Source organism: Streptomyces sp. NBC_01257 (assembly GCF_035917255.1).
Classification (GTDB): Bacteria; Actinomycetota; Actinomycetes; order Streptomycetales; family Streptomycetaceae; genus Streptomyces.
This window is the reverse complement of record NZ_CP108472.1, coordinates 8,795,682-8,813,188: the sequence shown is the minus strand read 5'-3', so window position 1 is coordinate 8,813,188 and position 17,507 is coordinate 8,795,682. Positions and strand designations below refer to the sequence as shown.

General features: G+C 72.1%; 17 protein-coding genes and 2 riboswitches. Of the genes, 8 read left to right on the top strand and 9 right to left on the bottom strand.

Annotated features, from left to right (window positions below; genetic code table 11):
- Positions 1 to 14: 14 nt before the first annotated feature.
- The gene (locus OG408_RS38315; protein WP_326674110.1) at positions 15 to 917 is read right to left on the bottom strand and encodes an oxygenase MpaB family protein; all 903 of its coding nucleotides are present in this window, start codon (positions 915 to 917) and stop codon (positions 15 to 17) included.
- Positions 918 to 1,060: 143 nt separating this feature from the next.
- Here OG408_RS38315 and OG408_RS38310 point away from each other — a divergent pair, with 143 nt between their 5' ends.
- Both OG408_RS38310 and OG408_RS38305 read left to right on the top strand, forming a co-directional pair.
- Positions 1,061 to 1,369: a hypothetical protein gene (locus OG408_RS38310; protein ID WP_285565537.1), complete on the top strand. Its 309-nt coding sequence runs from the start codon at positions 1,061 to 1,063 to the stop codon at positions 1,367 to 1,369.
- Between the two features lie 114 nt (positions 1,370 to 1,483).
- Entirely contained in the window at positions 1,484 to 2,497 is a 1,014-nt protein-coding gene (locus OG408_RS38305) for a hypothetical protein (protein WP_326674108.1), read from the top strand.
- A gap of 82 nt (positions 2,498 to 2,579) precedes the next feature.
- Here OG408_RS38305 and OG408_RS38300 read toward each other — a convergent pair whose 3' ends face one another.
- The 3 genes from OG408_RS38300 to OG408_RS38290 form a co-directional block, all read right to left on the bottom strand.
- A complete protein-coding gene (locus OG408_RS38300) occupies positions 2,580 to 3,122 on the bottom strand; it encodes an MOSC domain-containing protein (RefSeq protein WP_326674106.1) in 543 nt (180 codons plus the stop codon).
- A 15-nt stretch (positions 3,123 to 3,137) separates the two neighbouring features.
- Entirely contained in the window at positions 3,138 to 3,320 is a 183-nt protein-coding gene (locus tag OG408_RS38295) for a hypothetical protein (RefSeq protein ID WP_136325839.1), read from the bottom strand.
- A 118-nt stretch (positions 3,321 to 3,438) separates the two neighbouring features.
- Complete coding sequence (locus OG408_RS38290) at positions 3,439 to 4,518, bottom strand: acyl-CoA desaturase (protein ID WP_285565540.1); 1,080 nt, start codon at positions 4,516 to 4,518, stop codon at positions 3,439 to 3,441.
- Positions 4,519 to 4,773: 255 nt separating this feature from the next.
- Here OG408_RS38290 and OG408_RS38285 point away from each other — a divergent pair, with 255 nt between their 5' ends.
- The 4 genes from OG408_RS38285 (at position 4,774) to OG408_RS38270 (ending at position 11,418) form a co-directional block, all read left to right on the top strand.
- Positions 4,774 to 7,677, top strand: a complete 2,904-nt coding sequence (locus OG408_RS38285; RefSeq protein WP_326674104.1) for a DEAD/DEAH box helicase — start codon at positions 4,774 to 4,776, stop codon at positions 7,675 to 7,677.
- Positions 7,674 to 9,026, top strand: a complete 1,353-nt coding sequence (locus OG408_RS38280) for an SWIM zinc finger family protein (RefSeq protein ID WP_285565542.1) — start codon at positions 7,674 to 7,676, stop codon at positions 9,024 to 9,026. Before OG408_RS38285 ends, OG408_RS38280 begins: the two co-directional genes overlap by 4 nt.
- Before the next feature lie 143 nt (positions 9,027 to 9,169).
- Entirely contained in the window at positions 9,170 to 10,519 is a 1,350-nt protein-coding gene (locus OG408_RS38275; protein WP_326674102.1) for an esterase-like activity of phytase family protein, read from the top strand.
- 305 nt (positions 10,520 to 10,824) lie between these two features.
- Entirely contained in the window at positions 10,825 to 11,418 is a 594-nt protein-coding gene (locus tag OG408_RS38270; protein WP_285565544.1) for an N-acetylmuramoyl-L-alanine amidase, read from the top strand.
- Here OG408_RS38270 and OG408_RS38265 read toward each other — a convergent pair.
- The 4 genes from OG408_RS38265 to OG408_RS38250 form a co-directional block, all read right to left on the bottom strand.
- The gene (locus tag OG408_RS38265) at positions 11,396 to 12,175 is read right to left on the bottom strand and encodes a GNAT family N-acetyltransferase (protein ID WP_285565545.1); all 780 of its coding nucleotides are present in this window, start codon (positions 12,173 to 12,175) and stop codon (positions 11,396 to 11,398) included. The two genes, OG408_RS38270 and OG408_RS38265, sit on opposite strands and share 23 nt — an antisense overlap.
- Positions 12,176 to 12,263: 88 nt before the next feature.
- The gene (locus OG408_RS38260; RefSeq protein ID WP_326674100.1) at positions 12,264 to 13,289 is read right to left on the bottom strand and encodes an ABC transporter substrate-binding protein; all 1,026 of its coding nucleotides are present in this window, start codon (positions 13,287 to 13,289) and stop codon (positions 12,264 to 12,266) included.
- Between the two features lie 47 nt (positions 13,290 to 13,336).
- Positions 13,337 to 14,122 (bottom strand): amino acid ABC transporter ATP-binding protein, encoded by a 786-nt coding sequence (locus OG408_RS38255; protein WP_326674098.1) that lies wholly within the window; start codon positions 14,120 to 14,122, stop codon positions 13,337 to 13,339.
- A complete protein-coding gene (locus OG408_RS38250) occupies positions 14,119 to 15,144 on the bottom strand; it encodes an amino acid ABC transporter permease (protein WP_442806106.1) in 1,026 nt (341 codons plus the stop codon). The genes OG408_RS38255 and OG408_RS38250 overlap by 4 nt, the downstream gene beginning before the upstream one ends.
- Positions 15,145 to 15,470: 326 nt before the next feature.
- Positions 15,471 to 15,578: riboswitch (SAM riboswitch) on the bottom strand.
- A 124-nt stretch (positions 15,579 to 15,702) separates the two neighbouring features.
- Positions 15,703 to 15,847, top strand: a riboswitch (SAM riboswitch).
- Positions 15,848 to 15,883: 36 nt separating this feature from the next.
- Between OG408_RS38250 and OG408_RS40245 the strand changes: the two genes are divergently transcribed.
- Both OG408_RS40245 and OG408_RS38245 read left to right on the top strand, forming a co-directional pair.
- A complete protein-coding gene (locus OG408_RS40245; RefSeq protein WP_353051434.1) occupies positions 15,884 to 15,949 on the top strand; it encodes a putative leader peptide in 66 nt (21 codons plus the stop codon).
- Positions 15,950 to 16,110: 161 nt separating this feature from the next.
- Positions 16,111 to 16,899 (top strand): hypothetical protein, encoded by a 789-nt coding sequence (locus tag OG408_RS38245; protein WP_326674097.1) that lies wholly within the window; start codon positions 16,111 to 16,113, stop codon positions 16,897 to 16,899.
- A gap of 9 nt (positions 16,900 to 16,908) precedes the next feature.
- Here OG408_RS38245 and OG408_RS38240 read toward each other — a convergent pair whose 3' ends face one another.
- Positions 16,909 to 17,493 (bottom strand): helix-turn-helix domain-containing protein, encoded by a 585-nt coding sequence (locus OG408_RS38240; RefSeq protein ID WP_326674096.1) that lies wholly within the window; start codon positions 17,491 to 17,493, stop codon positions 16,909 to 16,911.
- Between the last annotated feature and the right edge of the window lie 14 nt (positions 17,494 to 17,507).

Below are 17,507 nucleotides of genomic sequence, written 5' to 3'. Positions count from 1 at the left end.
CGCCGGCGGTCCGGTCACTCGGCCGGGGCGTCCGGACGGCTCAGGTGCCGGACCGGGCAGCCCCCGGCGCCGGGCGTGGGGAAGGTGCCGAGCGCGGCCACCTCGTATCCGCCCGGGTATCCCTTGATCTCCGGGTTCTGCCGGGCGTAGTGCGGCTTCCCGCGTGGCGGCAGCAGCCGTACCGCGCGAGCCCTCAGGCGCAGGGCGCCGCGGGTGAGCGAGCGGGCCGCCGCACCCGGTCGTTCGTAACGGAAGGCCCGCAGCAGGGAGTCGTCGAGAAGCGCGAGGCTCGCGCCGCGCACGACCGGCGCGAGGGGGCGCGGATACCAGGACGCCATGAGGTCCAGGGTGGCGTCCGACACCGCGCGCGCACCTTCGTCCCAGCCGAAGTGCGCCTCCTCATAGGTGTCGAGGGTGCGCTCGAAGTCCTCGTACGTCTGCGGCAGGCCGCTGATCCCCATGTGCGCACCCAGGGTCCGGTAGTAGGCGGCGCACGCCCGCAGTTCGTGGTCGGACAGCCGGCGCCAGCCGTAGGCGTCGAGCCAGCGCTTCGGGGTGACGACGAAGGTGCACAGCACATAGCGCATGTCGTCGTTGCTGATGTCGTAGCTGCGGTGCATCCGGTTGATCCGGCGGATCGCCGTGCGCCCCGGTTCGCTCTCGAAGCCGTGCTCGACGACGGTGTCCAGGAGCAGCGCGGTGTCGTCGTAGCGCTTCTGCGACCGGTCCGTCAGTTCGGCGGTCTCCGAAAGGAGTCGGCCGATGGAGGGGACGGCATACGTGCGGTACAGGGCCAGTTCGAGGGCGCGGGTGATGTCCCACGGGAACTCGTACGTCGCCGTGATCCGGTAGATCTCCAGGAAGTCCCGCTCCGGATCGAGGCGTTGGATGTGCTTCAGCCGGTCGAAACGCTTCACGGCACAGCTCCTTCGTCCCGGTCGAGTGTCCAAGCCTACGCGTGCGGGCAGGACGGTGAGTACGCACGGCGGACAGAGCGGCAGGTACACCTCAGGTGCCTGTGGCGTCCGCCCCCGCGCACACTTCGACGAAGGGCGATCCCATGAGCGGCATGTTCGGCATATTGCGCAGAGCCGTGACCCCCGGGCGCAAGGACGGCAGACCCGCCGCCCCCACCCGGACCGCGGCCCGCCGGCAGCACAACCTCTTCGAGGCGGCCGCCACGTTCGTCGCGGCATCGGTCGAGGACGACCAGGAGCGCATGGACGAGGCCAGTGGCTGGGTGTCGCCGGAGGCGCTCTCCTTCGGCGTCGGCGAACTGGCCTGCCGGGCCGTCATCGCGCTCGCCCGCGAGCGCGACGAATCCCCGGAGGCGGTGGCGCGCACCCTGCTCGGTCTTGCGGACGACTGAGCCGGAGCGGCCGGCCGCGGCCGGGCCGCATCCTGCCTTGTCAGGGCCTCGACGAGCGGGTTACCCACTGGTTAAGGTGCGCCGACGACAAAGGTGACGGAAGAGGAGGGTGCAGTGGCCGGGACGGACAACACAGTCGCCGACGACGACGCACTGTACGTGCTGACCGCGGTCCTGCTGACCCCTGCCCAGTTCCCGAGTGTCCTCGGCGACGACTACCCGGCGGCATGCGCGGCCCTGGGCCTCGAACCGTACGCCGAGGGCTACGGCCTGGTGATGGGCCAGGACAGCGACGGGGCCCGGTGGACGGTGGTCGTGGACGACGTGTCCCTGGTGGCCGTGGCCATAGCCTCCTGGGACTGCGGAATGGAGTACGACCTGTCGCCGGACGACCGCTCGGTGGTCTCCGCCCTGCCCGGATGGCCGCTCGCCCTGGCGGTCGCCGCTCCCGGCGTGCCCGCCCCGCACGATCCGGCGCCGGACCCGGAGGCGGACGGCGAGGACCTGCCGCCCCTGGCCCCGCCCGCCACCGATGTCTGGGGTCCCGCCCAGCGCCGGCTCGGGGCGGATGCGATCGCCCTGCAGTGGGCGGTCTGGCGGGAGCAGATCGACGACGCGACGGCGTTCGCACCGGCGGGTGGCGGCGGGGCGGGTGACGAGAACGCGGAAGAGAACGACGGACCGGGCGCGGAGTCCTCGGCGGGGGTGACTGCGGTGGCTGACGGGGCCGGGGCGACGGGCGACTCGGGGGCGGGCGAGGACGCGGAATCCCGCTCGGAGGACCTGGAACCGGAGTCGCGTTCGGAGGACGTGGACGGGGAGTCCGGTTCGCCGGAGCCCGACGACGACGCCTCGGGCACCCACCCCGGCATACGAAGGGCGCTGGCCGAGGCGCACGCCTACGTCGACGCGCCGCCGCCGCCCGGCCGCGTCCGCTCCTCCTTCGCCCCCGGCGACGCACGGATGATCCGGGCCGACGGCCCCGGCTGGTCGATGGTCGCCAGGACCGACGACATCGCCTTCATGCTGCTCGACGAGGTGCCCGGCGAGATCCTGCCCGTGGGGCGCGGGACGGAGCTCCCGAAGCTCCTCGAGGCGCTGGACGCGCTGGCGGTCCGGCCCTCCTGACCTGCGCGGCGCGATGCCTACGTGAGGGGGCCCGGGATCAGAAGATCCCGGGCCCCCTCACGTAGGGCGTCCTCGGTCCGGGTCAGACCCGTTCGAGCGGCCGGTGGGGCTCCGCGGGGAGCTCCACCTTCACCGGGTCCCCGGGGTGCACGACGCCGCCCACGGCGACCACGCTCATGATCCCGGCCTTGCGGACGATGGTGCCCTCCGCATTCCGGCCGACGACCTGCTTGAGCAGTCCGTCCTGGAAGTTGTCGATCTGGAGACACGGGTTGCGCAGCCCGGTGACCTCGACCACGGCCTCGTCGCCGAGGTGCAGCAGGGTGCCGACGGGCAGGGCCAGCAGATCGACACCACTGGTGGTGACGTTCTCCCCGAGATCGCCGGGGGCGACCTCGAAGCCGGCCTCGCGCAGTTCGCCGAACAGCTCTTCGTGGATGAGGTGGACCTGGCGCAGATTCGGCTGTGTGGGGTCCTGCGCGACCCTGGAGCGGTGCTTGACCGTCACTCCTGCGTGCACGTCCCCCTCCACACCGAGCCCGGTCAGCAGGGTGATGCTGTCCCGGTTCGGCTTGGTGAAGCTGTACGTGTCATTACTGCTCACGACGGTGACTGTCCCGCTCACTGCGCAGGTCCTCTCTCAGCGGCCTATCTCCTTACGCGTGATCCTACGGAGCCTGCGTCGCTGGCTCGGATCCAAGGCCAGATAAGCGATCGCGGGGACCCCGATGAGCACCAGCAGTGACAGCCAGAACCCGATGAACGGCATCAGGACGACTGCGACGACAACTCCCCCGATGGCGATCTTCGCGCTGTTCGACATCGTCCACGCCTCCTTCGCGGCCAGTGGCCGCTCCTGTTGTGAGAACGCCTGTGCGTGCCCATCGGTTCCAGCCGCCGCGGACGAGTCCGCGGCGGCGGCCGTTCCGGATCCGCGCCCCTCACCTCAGCGGGGCACCGACCTCGTGCATGTGCTCCAGTGCCTGCCGGTAGGACTCGATGAGTCCGGTCTCGGCGTACGGCATGCCGAGCGCCTCGCAGTGAGCCTTGACCAGGGGCTGCGCCAGCCGCAGGTGCGGGCGCGGCATGCTCGGGAAGAGGTGGTGCTCGATCTGGTAGTTGAGTCCGCCCAGGAACCAGTCGGTGAGGACGGCACCCCGCACGTTGCGCGAGGTGAGGACCTGGCGCTGGAGGTGCCCCCAGCGGTCTCCGTCGGGGTCGGGCATCTCCATGCCCTTGTGGTTGGGCGCGAAGGCCATGCCCAGGTGGAGGCCGAACAGCGCGTGGTGGACGAGCGCGAAGACGACGGCCTTGCCGGGCGACATGACGCCGAGCAGGAGCGCGGCGTACAGGCCCAGGTGCGCGACCAGGAGCAGACCGGACAGGGCCCGCTCCCTGACGGGCTGCTGTCGCAGGTACTGGAAGCCGGAGATCTTCAGGGCGATGCCTTCGAGGAGCAGCATCGGGAAGAACAGCCGGGCCTGGTTGCGCGTGAGCCAGCGGGCGAAGCCCTCTCGCTGGGCCGCCTGCTTCTGGGTCCAGACGAGGGCGCCGACGCCGACGTCCGGGTCCTTGTCGATGTGGTTGGGGTTGGCGTGGTGGCGTACGTGCTTGTCGTTCCACCACGCTTCGTTCATCCCGAGCAGCAGGTTGGCGTGGAGCAGGCCGATGGCCCGGCTCGCCCGGCGGTCGCCGGTTATCTGGGCGTGGCCGGCGTCGTGCCCGACGAAGGCGGTGCGGGACCAGATGACGGCCAGGGGCAGCGTGAGCAGCAGGGTCCACCAGGTGTTCCCGAGGAGGACCACCGCGGTGATCACCGCGCCCAGGGCGAGCAGGTTGGCGCCGATGCCCGCCGCGTACCAGCCGGTGCGCCGTTCGAGGAGTCCCTGCCCCTTCACGGCCCGCAGCAGTGGCGCGAAGTCACTTCCGGCACTTCCGGTGCTTCCGGTATTTCCGGCAGTTCCGGTACTTCCGGCACTGTCGTGGGTTCGTTCCACGACAGTGGTTGCGGCCTGAGGCATGATGTCTCCGGTCTTATAGGTGCGCTGACCTGATGAAACGTACGGGTCGCAGATGTATAGCAGCCATGGAGCCAACACCCCGGGTTTCCTGGTGCCAACCCCCTCATTCCGACGGGGGGTCAGCCACACCCGGGAGACATTCCGGACATACGCGGGTGAGGTGAATCACACACCGACCACCGCCGCCGGAACGATTGATGGAGTACCCTCGGCGACCTCGGCCCACTAGTCAAATTTGAGGACTCTGACATCGCTGTGCACCGCCTCCCCGCAGCAACGCTCTCCGAGATCTCCGCACTCGCCGCCTGTTCCGTGGTCTTCCTGCCCGCGGATCCCGCCCGGACCGGGCGGGTCGCCTTCTGGTACCCGGACGGCAGCAGCCCGCCCGAGGCCCCGGGAACGGTCGGGGAACTGACTGTCGCCGACGCCGACGGTCTGCCCCACGGGGTGCCGGCCCGGCTCCTGCCGGTGCGGGACGCCCTTCCCGTACTCACGCGCGCCCGGGCCGCCGCGCACGCCTCACCGGCGGCCCTGTTCTGGGGGGCGGCGGGGCTGCTGGCCCTGCAGTTCGCCGCCCGGGGGCTGTTGCTGCCCGGACTGAGCGCCACGGATCACGACACCTGGCGGGCCGGCCCGCTCACCGCCGACGACCTGACCCGGATCCGGACCCTCGCCGCTGCCATGCCGCCGACCGCCCACGCGGTGCCGGTCGACGCCCTGTCCCAGCCGCTGCTGCTGCCCGAACCGGAGGGCCTGGTAAGGGCGTTCCTCGACGCGGTCGCGGACGGGCTGCCGCGCACCCCGGCCGCGTCGTCCGCCGCGGGCGGCCCGGCGTTCGCCGCGGACGCCCCCCAGCATCTCCCCGGCCAGCGCGCCTGGGTCGCCGATGTCGCCGCGGGGCACGACGCGGGGCTCCGGCTCTCGTTGCGCGTGGAGGTGTCCGGCCTGGACCGCACCGGGGTGGCGGCCGGGGCGTCCGGTCCCTCGTTCCGGGTGGTTCCGCAGATCCACGGCGTCAGTGATCCGGGCCTGGTCGCGGACGCCGCCGAGATCTGGGCGGGCTCCGGACGGGCCGCCGCGGCCTTCGGGCCGAGGGCCCGGATGGACACCCTGCTCATGCTGCGCCGGGCCGCCCGGGCCTGGCCGCCGCTGGCCCCGCTGCTGTCGGCGGCCGTACCGGACGCCGTGGAACCCGCCGACGAGGAGATCGCCGAGCTCCTCGGCCCCGCCTCACGGGCCCTCGCCGCGACCGGAGTCCAGGTCCACTGGCCCCGGGAACTGACGGCCGGCAAGCTGACCGCCCGCGCCGTGATCGGGCCCCCGGACGACGAGGACGGCGACGGCGGACCGGACGGAAACCGAGCAGCCGGGGGACAGGTTTCGGACACGACACCCCTGCTGTCCGCGGACGCCCTGCTGGCGTTCAACTGGATGTTCGCACTCGGCGACCAACAGCTCAGCCGGGCCGAACTCGACCGGCTCGCCGAGGCGGGCAGGCCGCTGGTCCGGCTGCGCGACCAGTGGGTTCTGATCGATCCCGAGGAGGCGCGTCGCGCCCGGGAGACCCAGGACCGCAAGGTCACACCCATCGACGCGCTCGGCGCCGTACTGACCGGCTCCACGGAGGTCGACGGCCACCGGGTCGACGTCCGGGCCACCGGCTGGCTGGAGCGGCTGCGGCAGCGGGTCGCCGATCCGGAGTCCCGGCAGGACGAGGAACGGACGGTCGGTCAGCCGGTTGCGCTCACCGCGACGTTGCGGGACTACCAGCTCCGTGGCCTGAACTGGCTGCACACCATGACCTCGCTGGGGCTCGGCGGCTGCCTCGCGGACGACATGGGGCTCGGCAAGACCATCACCCTGATCGCCCTGCACCTGCACCGCCAGACCCTCGAGGACGCCGCCGGACCGACCCTGGTGGTCTGCCCGACGTCACTCATGGGCAACTGGCAGCGGGAGATCGAGAAGTTCGCCCCCGGCACCCCGGTCCGCCGCTTCCACGGCGGATCGCGCAGCCTGGAGGAGCTGGCCGACGGCGAGTTCGTCCTCACCACCTACGGCACGATGCGGCTCGACGCGCCGCGGCTCGCGGCCGTGCGGTGGGGCATGGTCGTCGCCGACGAGGCGCAGCACGTCAAGAACCCGCACTCGGCGACGGCCAAGCAGCTCCGCACGATCGGGGCGCGGGCACGGGTCGCCCTCACCGGCACCCCGGTGGAGAACAACCTCTCCGAGCTGTGGGCGATCCTCGACTGGACCACCCCCGGTCTGCTGGGCAGGCTCGGCACCTTCCGTACCCGGTACGCGCGCGCCGTGGAGGACGGCAGCGATCCGGGGGCAGCCGAGCGCCTCGGCGCTCTGGTACGGCCGTTCCTGCTGCGCCGGCGCAAGTCGGATCCGGGCATCGCCCCGGAGCTGCCGCCCAAGACCGAGACGGACCGCGCGGTGTCGCTGACCCCGGAACAGGCGGGCCTGTACGAGGCGGTGGTGCGCGAGACCCTGGCGGCCATCTCAGAAGCGGACGGGATGGCGCGGCGCGGCCTGGTCGTCAAACTGCTGACCGCCCTCAAGCAGATCTGCAACCATCCCGCGCAGTACCTCAAGGAGGAGGAGCCGCGGATCGCGGACCGTTCGGGCAAGGTCGAGCTGCTCGACGAACTGCTCGACACCATGCTCGCCGAGGGCGCCGGGGTGCTGGTCTTCACCCAGTACGTGCAGATGGCCCGGCTGCTGGAACGGCATCTGGCGGCGCGGGGGATCGGGACGCAGTTCCTGCACGGGGGTACGCCGGTGGCCGCGCGCGAGGCCATGGTCAACCGGTTCCAGTCGGGCGGTGCGCCGGTCTTCCTCCTGTCGTTGAAGGCCGCCGGGACCGGGCTCAACCTCACCCGGGCCGGCCATGTGGTGCACTTCGACCGCTGGTGGAACCCGGCGGTCGAGGCGCAGGCCACCGACCGCGCGTACCGCATCGGCCAGACCCAGCCCGTGCAGGTGCACCGGCTGATCGCCGAGGGCACGATCGAGGACCGGATCGCGGAGATGCTCGCCCGCAAGCAGGGGCTCGCGGACTCGGTCCTCGGTTCGGGCGAGAGTGCCCTGACCGAGCTCAGCGATGCGGAACTGGCCGATCTGGTGGAGCTGCGAGGGGGCGCGCGATGAGCGACGGATACGAGTCGGACGGATACGACGACCGGTACGAAGGCGACGGTCAGGACGATCCGGCGCCCGAGCAGGAGCGCACGTTCGCCGCGCTGCCTCCCGCGCGCGGCCGCGGCTTCGCCGAGTCCTGGTGGGGCCAGGCCTGGCTGAAGGCCCTGGAGGACACCGCGCTCGACAACCAGCAGCTCAAGAAGGGCCGCCGGTTCGCCCGTGAGGGCCGCGTCGGTGCGGTATCGGTGCGGCCGGGCCGGATCACCGCGGTCATCCGGGACGAGTCCGGCCACCGCAGCGATGTGCTGCTCCAGGAGCTGACAGAGGAGGAGTGGGACCGCTTCCTGGACATGGCCGTCGAACGGTCGGGGCACATCGCCGCGCTGCTCGACCGCGAGATGCCGCCGCATCTGGTGGAGGACGCGGCGGCGGCCGGGGTCGACCTGCTGCCGGGGATCGGCGATCTCGACCCGGAGTGCACCTGCGAGGCGTGGGACCACTGCCAGCACACCGCCGCCCTCTGCTACCAGGTGGCGCGGCTGCTGGACCAGGACCCGTTCGTCCTGCTCCTGATGCGCGGCCGGGGGGAACGCCGGCTGCTGGACGAACTGCAGGTGCGGATCGCGGCCAGGGCGACGGCCCAGGGCCCGCCCGGCACCGCCGATGCGCCCGCGGAGGAGGCCGAGGACCCGGCCGTGCGCGGTGTCCCGGCGGCAGCGGCCTACGCGGCGGCCGGCGCTCTCCCGGCGCTGCCCCCTCCCCCGGCGCTGCCCGCCGAACCGGGCACGTCACCCTCGCTGGACACGGAGACCGACCCCGAACCGGGGCTCGATCCGACGGCCCTGGAGATGCTGGCCACGGACAGCGCCGTGCGGGCCCACCGGATGCTGGCGGCGGCGCTGTCGCCGGGGCACGGTCAGCAGCCGGTCCCGGCCGGGCTGACGCCGGAGCAGGACGCGGTGCGGCTGGCGGCCGAGGCGCGGCCCGAACCGTGGATCGTGAACCGGCTGGCGGCCGGGTCGGGGCGGCAGCGCGCCGGGCTGCCGGCGGCGGTGCGCGCCTGGCAGTACGGCGGCGCCGCCGCGCTCACCGTGCTGGACGAGGAGTGGGCGCCGGACGCGGCGGCCCTCGCCCGGGCCAGGACGCGGCTCGCGGGGGCCTGGGACGAGGACGAGGCGCCCCGGCTGCGGGCCGAGCGCAACCGCTGGACGTCGGCGGACGGCACGGTCCAGCTGCGCTACGGGCGGGACGGGCGCTGGTATCCGTACCGCAAGGAGAGCGGCCGCTGGGTTCCGGCGGGTCCGTCCGACGAGGATCCGGCGGCGGCGTGGGCCGACGCGGCCCCGGCCGACGACTGACGGCGGATCACCGGCGGCGGGCGGGGCGAAGAACCCCTGTCCGCCGCCGCGTTCCGCCCGGGAGTTCAACTCGATGTCACCGTTCGTTGAGGTGCGGGGCGGAACCTGACGGCCGTCAGGCCGTTCGCTCCTCGGGAGGTTCCATGTCCGCGCGTGTTGTCCGTCGATCCCTTGCCGTCGGGCTGCCGCTCGCCCTGCTCGGCACCGTGTGCGTGGCAGGCACCGCGACCGGCGCGCAGGACCGCCACCACCGCCCCGACGGCGCACCGAAGGTCACGTCGACCGCCGTGCTCGCCGACATCCCGCTGGCCGGCTTCAGCAACGGGCTGCTGCCCGGGACGGTCGGGGACGATCGCGGTGTGATGCTCGGCGGGATCGGCAGCGACATCTACCCGGCCGGCCGCACGGGCGAGTTCTGGACCGTCACCGACCGCGGCCCGAACGGCCAGATCAAGGTCGACGGCGCCAAGCGGCGCACCTTCCCCGTCCCCGGCTTCGACCCGGCGATCGTCAAGGTGCGGGTGAGCGGCGGGCGCGTCCGGGTGCTGGAAGCCGTCCCGCTGACCACGCGCTCCGGTGCTCCCGTCACCGGCCTCTCCAACCAGGAGGGCCGGGACGAGGCCCCGTACTCCTACGACGCGGGGACTCCGCTCGCGTACAACCCGAACGGTCTGGACACGGAGGGCATCGTCCGCGTCGCGGACGGCTCGTTCTGGCTGGTCGACGAGTACGGTCCGTCGCTGGTGCACGTCTCCGGCCGGGGCCGGGTGCTGGCCCGCTACGTCCCCAGGGGCCTGAATCTCAAGGGTGCGGACTACCCGGTCGTGGAGGCGCTCCCCGGAGTCCTGCTCCACCGGAAGACCAACCGCGGTTTCGAGGGCCTGGCGCTGCTGCCGGGCGGCGATCTGGTGCTCGCCGTCCAGAGCCCTCTCTCGCTGCCCGACCAGGACGCGGGCGAGGCCTCCCGCAACGTGCGGCTGCTGCGCTTCTCGCCGGGGAAGCGCGCGGTGACGGCGGAGTACGCCTACCGCTTCGACGCGGTGGACGTCGTGGACCCGGGTGAGGACGACACGTCCGAGCTGAAGATCTCCTCGGTCGTCGCCATCGGACGCGACGAGCTCCTGGTGGAGGAGCGCACCGACCGGGCGGCCCGGCTGCACCGGGTGACGCTCCCCCACGGCCGTGGCATCCTCGGTTCCCGCTGGGACACGCCGGCGGCTTCGCCCTCGTACGAGGAGCTGACCGATCCGGCGGCCGCGGGCGTCCCGGTCCTGCGCAAGAGCCTCGTCGTCGATCTGGGCAGGGTCGCGGGTGTGCCGGGGAAGATCGAGGGCGTCGCGGTGACCGGGCGGGACACCCTCGCCCTCGTCAACGACAACGACTTCGGGATGACCGACGGGTCGGGCGCCTTCGACGCGGACGGCCGGCTGGTCGACTCCGGGATCGAGACGTCCGTGACGCTGCTGAAGCTGCCGCGCCCGCTGACGCACTGACGTATCCGGCTGCGGGCCGCCGGACCCGGCCGTCCGGCGGTCCAGCCCCTCCTGATGGGCCGCCAACTCCGTCTGTGCCGAGCCCCTTTCGGGACCCTGCCGTCTTCCGCCACTCGCGTGACGCCCGTACGGTAGGGCGCGCACATGGCCCGGCCGCACATCGGACAGTGCGTTCCGGTCATCGGACATGAGGGAGTCACGGGATGTCGGGGGAATCGGGTACCGACCTGCCGCACGCCGCCGGGCCGCGGGGCGGTGGACCGTGGCTTCCACCCGTTCCCCCTCCCCCACACCCAGGAGTACGCATGGATCGCAGAAGGATCCTTCAGGGCACCGCGGCGACGGTGGCGGCCGCGGTGCTGCCCGCGTCCGCCCGCGCCGCCGCCGCGGCGACGGCCGGCGACACGGACTATCCGTCGGCCCACTGGGTACCGGCCTCGACGTCCAACTACACCGTGTCGACCCGGCCTTCGGCCTATCCCGTCCAGTACGTGATCATCCACGTCACCCAGGAGACGTTCCCGGACGCGGTGGCGATCTTCCAGAACCCGGCCAAGCAGGTGTCCGCGCACTATGTGGTGCGCTCGGCCGACGGCTACATCGACCAGTGCGTGCGGGAGAAGAACATCGCCTGGCACGCGGGGAACTGGGACTACAACACCCGCAGCATCGGCATCGAGCACGAGGGCTATGTGGACCAGCCCGCCTACTTCACCGATGCCATGTACGAGAAGTCGGCGCTGCTGACCGCCTCGGTCTGTGACCGCTACTCGATCCCCAAGGACCGTACGCACATCCTCGGGCACGTACAGGTCCCGGGCACCGACCACACCGACCCCGGACCGAACTGGGACTGGGTCCGCTACATCCGCATGGTCAACCTGCTGGGCGCGGGCTGAGCAGCGAGCCGGCCTGCGGCCGCTCGGGGCGTCCGGCGTCGCCGTCGCGGGCGTGGGGGCTGCGCACGAGCACGAACCGGCTGCGGTGGCGCAGGGTGAAGCCGATCGACTCGTAGAGCCGGATCGCGTCGGTGTTGCTCGCGGCCGTGTGCAGGAAGGGGACGTCCCCGCGCTCCCTGATCCCGGCGGCGACCGCGCGCACCAGCCGGGTCGCCAGCCCGCGGCCGCGATGGCCGGGGTGGGTGCAGACCGCGCTGATCTCCGTCCAGCCCGGCGGGCGCAGCCGCTCGCCGGCCAGGGCAACCAGCCGTCCGTGGTCGCGGATGCCGAGGTAGGTGCCCAGTTCGACGGTCCGGGGCAGGAAGGGCCCCGGCCGGGTGAGGCCGATCAGTTCGAGGATCTCGGGTACGTCGGCGAGGCCGAGGCGTACCGCTTCGGGAGCGGGTTCGGCGCGCAGGGCGGTGTCGATCAGCTGGACGCCCTCGCCGGTCTGCTCGGTCTCCCATCCGTCGGGCACCGACCGGACGCCGGTGACCGGGGTGACGGTGCCGGGACCGACGAGTGCGGCCAGGTCGTCCCAGGCGCGGGGGTCGGCCGGGTCGTCGAGTGCGGTGAACGGGGAGACGTCCGTCGGGTAGCGGGCGGCCCGGCCGACCCGTTCGGCGAAGCGGGCGTGCGGGCCGGTCAGGGCGGCCCAGGCCGCGTTGTCGAGTATGTGCGGGGGCTGCGCGGGTGCGGCGGGATGGCTGAGGGACATGGCGGTGCGGAGTCTCCGTCTCGGGAAGGCGCCGGGTGGGGCGGGGGCCCGGCCGCGGCACGGCCCGGGCCCCCGGACGGTCAGCGGATCAGGAGTTGTCGAGGGGCAGGCCGGGCGGGTTGACCCTGGAGGTGTCGACCGCCTCGTTGGAGAGGTTCCAGGCGGCCAGCCAGTCAGCGTACCGGCCGCTCCTGATCAGGTGGTTGATCGCTGCGGCGATCGGCTTCGCGAGCCCGCTGTCCTTCTTCGCGGTGGCCGCGATCAGGCCCTGGAGCGTGGAGCCGGCTCCGGAGTACGTGCCCGCGTTGCGCGTCGCGTTCGGCGTCTTCGCGGTCTGGGTGATGTGGTAGGCGATGCCGGGGTTGGGGCCGAACGAGGTGTCGATCTTTCCGCCGGCCAGGGCCAGTGCGGTGGCGTTGCTGTCCCGGTAGTACTTGATGCCGAGCTTCTTGCCGTCCTTCGCCAGCTTCGTCTTCCACTCCAGCAGGATCTTCTCCTGGTTGGTGCCGGCGCTGACGGCGACGGTCCTGCCTGCCAGGTTCCGGTAGTCGCCGTCGAAGTTCCAGGTGCTCTTCTTCGGCACCTCGAAGGCGAGGTTGTCCTGCCGGTAGGAGGCGAACTCGTACTTCTGCTTGCGCTCCTCGGTGTCGGTGACGTTGGACAGGGCCACGTCGACCTTGCCGCTGTCGATGCCGACGAACATGTTCTCCCAGGTCGAGTTCTTGATCTCCGGCTTGAGTCCGAGGACGGCGGCGACCAGCCGGCCGAGGTCGGGTTCGGCACCGGTGAGCGTCTTCTGGTCGTCGCCCACGTACGCCAGGGGCGGGAATCCGGCCGGCAGCGCGCCCACGCCGATCACCAGCGTGCCTCGCTCCTTGATCTTTCCGGGCAGCCCGGCGCTGATCGACTTCACCTCGGGCACCTTGAGTCCGGTCTCCTTCGCGGCGCCGTTGGACAGCGCGCCCACGGTGACCGTCCCGGCCACCGCCGCGGTGTCCGCGGATGCGGCGTCGCTGTCGCCGCCGCACGCGGCGAGGGCTGCGGCGAGGGAGAGGGCGGCCGCGGTGGCGGCGGTGCCTCGGAGGAGTCTGCTGCGGAGACTGAGGGTGTGCATGGCTGTCCTTGTCCGGTGAGGGTGGGATGAGGGTGCGGGCGGGAGGGTCAGAGGACCTTGCTGAGGAAGTCCCTGGTCCGGTCGTGTTCCGGGTGGTCCAGCACCTGTGCGGGCGGGCCCTGTTCGACGATCCGTCCCTCGTCCATGAAGACCACCCGGTCGGCGACCTCACGGGCGAAGCCGATCTCGTGGGTGACGATGACGAGAGTGGTTCCGCTGCGCGCGAGGTCCTTGATGACCGCGAGCACCTCGCCGACCAGTTCGGGGTCGAGGGCGGACGTCGGTTCGTCGAAGAGGATGACCCCGGGCCGCAGGGCGAGGGCGCGGGCGATGGCCACCCGCTGCTGCTGGCCGCCGGACAGCTGTCGCGGGTAGGACCCGGCCCGGTCGGCGAGGCCCACCCGGGCGAGCAGTTCGCGGGCCTGCTCCTGCGCCGCGCGCTTGGCGAGCTTGCCGGTGGCCACCGGGGCGGCCGCCACGTTGTCCAGCACGGTCAGGTGCGGGAAGAGGTTGAAGTTCTGGAAGACGAAGCCGATCCGGCTGCGCTGGGCCAGGATGACCCGTTCGCTGAGCTCCTTGAGCCGCCCGCCCTGCCGGCGTACGCCGATCGGTTCGCCGTTCAGGCTGACATGGCCGATCTCGGGCTTCTCCAGGTGGTTGATCACCCGGAGGAGGGTGGACTTCCCCGAGCCGGAGGGGCCGAGGACGGCCGTGACCTCTCCGGGCCGCACGGTCAGCGCCACTCCGTCCAGGACGCGTTGGCTGCCGTACCACTTGTAGACGTCGTGCACCTCGACCGCGGCCGGGCTGATCTCCTGCGTGTCGGTGGTCATATCGCCGTCTCCCTCCGGGCCCGGGCCCGCAGACCGTCCAGACCGTTCCGTACCTTCTGCAACGGGGTCGGCGGCAGGGTGCGCAGGGCGCCCCGCGAGTAGTGCCGCTCGACGTAGAACTGGACGACGGACACGGCGCTGGTGAGGATCAGGTACCAGAAGGTGGCGACCAGCAGCAGCGGCACGATGTCGCCGGGGTAGGTGCTGCCCATGCTCTGCACCGAACCGAACAGGTCGAGCAGCGAGACGTAGAAGACCAGCGAGGTGCCCTTGATCAGGCCGATCAGCTGGTTGACGTAGTTCGGTGTGATGGAGCGCAGCGCCTGCGGGAAGACGATCCTGGCGAACTGGTACCGCTTCGGGAGGCCCAGCGCGGAGGCCGCCTCGTGCTGGCCCTGGTCGACGGAGAGGATGCCGCCGCGCACCACCTCGGAGGCGTAGGCCGCCTCGTTGAGGCTCAGGCCGACGACGGCGACGGCCATGTCGGTGGCGAGGCGCGACTCGTCGAAGGTGAAGAAGGCCGGACCGAACGGCACTCCGATGCTCAACGTCCGGTAGAGCGCGCTGAAGTTGTAGAGGAACAGCAGGACCACGATCAGCGGCACCGAGCGGAACAGCCAGGTGTAGAGCCAGCTCACGGTGCGCAGCACGGGGTTCGGGGAGAGCCGCGCCAGAGCCAGCAGCACGCCGCCGAGCAGCCCCAGCACCGCGCTGTACACGGCGACTTCGAGGGTGACGACCAGACCGTCGAGGATGGTGGGGCGCAGGAACCAGTACTGGAACCGGTCCCACTGGTAGAAGGGGTTGGTCACCAGGCCGTGGGTGATCTGGGCGACCAGCACGAGGACGACCGCCGTGATGATCCAGCGGAAGGGACGGCGGAGGGGGACGACCCGTTGCGCCGCCAGGGGTTTCGGCGGGGCCGGGCGGCTGTCCGTCCCGGCGGCCGGATCGGGGCGCGGCATCGTCCCGGTGGGCGGCGCTGATCCCTTGGGCACAGCGACGCCGGAGGATTCACTCATGGAGGGCTCCAGCGGATGCGGACACCCCGGACCGCGGCGGGCGGCACGCCGCCGTGTCCGTCGGAACGGATCGGCGGAACGCGGCACACAGCGCGGGAGGGGGCCGGGCGGGGAGAGGGCACACCGCGGCAGCGGTGGGTGTCAGGGAATCGGAGAGCCGTCAGCCCTGACAGAGAGGGCGGGAAGCGGCCGTACACAGCGCGCTGTTGACACGCAGGAGGTCGACGGTGCGGTCCGCACACAGCAGGACGCAGCCGCGGGGCCGTCGTGCGGCCGTCCCGTCAGCTGCGTACATCTCGCTCACCGTCACCATTCCGCCCCGCGGGGCCTCACGCTTACCGAACGTCATCCGGTCCGGTCCTCACCTGGGGCACCCCACCGCGTGCGAGGGTTGCCGGCCGGCGAGCCAGGGCTTTTCACCGGCACTCGTGACCGTGCTGCTCTGGGCCGGAGGTTAGGGCCGTTCCGAAATGGATGTCAACGCCGGTGACCACCAGGCGAGACGGCTCGGACCACCTCCTTGACGACGTCACCGGGCGCACCGAGACTGGCGGGGACGGTCACGATTGTCAGCGCCGCCCGGACGGGATCTCCCGCTCGTGCGGTCATCGGCCCCGGCCCGCTGACAGGCAACCCTTCCACCGCGATGGGGTGCCCCGGGTGACGACCGGGTCCCGTCGGTGCGACGGGGCAAGCGCGGTCTCGCGTCTCGCGAGCCCCGACGGCAGGACCGGTGGGAATGCCCAGGATCGGCTTGACAAGGCGCTTGCACATCGATCTGTTGCGCGTCTCCAGCGCTTACTAGGGTCCGTCGGCGGACGGACGCGTACCGGGCTGTCGAACCGGCCCCTTGCGCGTTCCTCCGGACGGACCGGTATGCAGGCTCAGTCGTTCCGCATCCGGCCGCCGGTGCCCACGAGGCAGCGGTGGCTTCGTCGTTCCCCCAGGGATCCCACAGGGAGAGTCATGCCCGAGACAGCATCGCGCGGTTGTGGCACAGGCAACGCGTGTACGTTCGGCCCCGCTTCATCCGCACCGGCGTCACGTCCGTCAGGTCTGCTCCTCGCGTCGGCCGTACGGTCCGCGCCCATCCACAGCCGGATCGGCGTCGGTCTGGCCGGCGGCTTCTATCCGGCACCGCACCGCTACGAGCTGTTCCTGTCGGTGAGTTGTCCCCGCTCGCTGCGCATCTCGATCACCCTCGGCCTGCTCGGGCTCAAGGACTCCGTCGCCACCACGCTCCTGACCCACCCGGCCGGCACACCCGAGGGCTTCGCGGCGCTGCGCGGTGCGTACGAGGCCACGGTGCACCACTACAACGGGCCGCTGACCGCTCCCGCGCTGTGCGACCGCTGGAGCGGACGCATCGTCAGCAACCACACGCCCGACATCCTGCGCGACCTCGCGGGGCTGCTGTCCGGCCACGACGAGGCCTGCCCCTCCCCGCTGCACCCGCCGGAGCTCGCCGCCGACATCGACGGCATCCGTGAGCTGCTGGAGCTCGGGGTCACGGATGCGGCGGAGCCCTCGGAGCGTTCGGCCGCGCTCGATGTGATGGAGCACCGTCTCTCCCTGCACCCCTACGTGTGCGGCCCTCAGCTGACGGCGGCCGATGTGGACCTGTGGGTGACGCTCGTGCAGCCCGGCACGGCCGGTTTCCTGTGCGGGTACCCCCGCCTCCAGGAATTCGTCGGACGGCTCGGCGACCGCCCGGCCTTCCCCTACGCGAACGGCGTGGTGGCCGAGGCGGCGTGAGGGCGGCGCTCAGCCGGTCTCGGCTCCTCCACCGGAGCCGGGGCCGGGCTCGCCCGCCGGGGGGTAGCGGACGAAGAGGACGCCCTGCACCTCGCCGTCGGGCGCGCCGTAGACGTGGGGCACATCGGCCCGCCACTCGGCACTGGCGCCGGGGCCGGCCGTGCGGGTGTCGTCGGGCGGGCCGACGACGGCAGTGCCGGACAGCACCATCAGGCTCTCCCGCGTGCCCGGGACGTGGCCCTGCGACTCCTGGACGGCGCCCGCCCGGATGCTGATCCGGAACACGTCGGTGACCGCGAACCCGGCCTCGTACCGTTCGAGCAGGACGGCGGTGACGGCGCTTCCCGAGACGCCGGGGAGCGCCGGGCCGGGGCCGCCGGCGGGCAGCGGGTCACTCAGCACGGCGCTCAGCGGCAGGCCGAGCGCGGTGGCGAGCGCGTACAGCGTCTCCAGGGTCGGATTGCGCGTCCCGCTCTCCAGCTCCGAGAGCGTGCCCTTGCCCACGCGGGAACGCCGGGACAGCTCGGAGAGTGACAGCTGCCGCTCGCGCCGCAGCGCGCGCAGCCTGCGCCCCACGTCCTCGTTCAGTCCCATCCGCGTGCACCCGC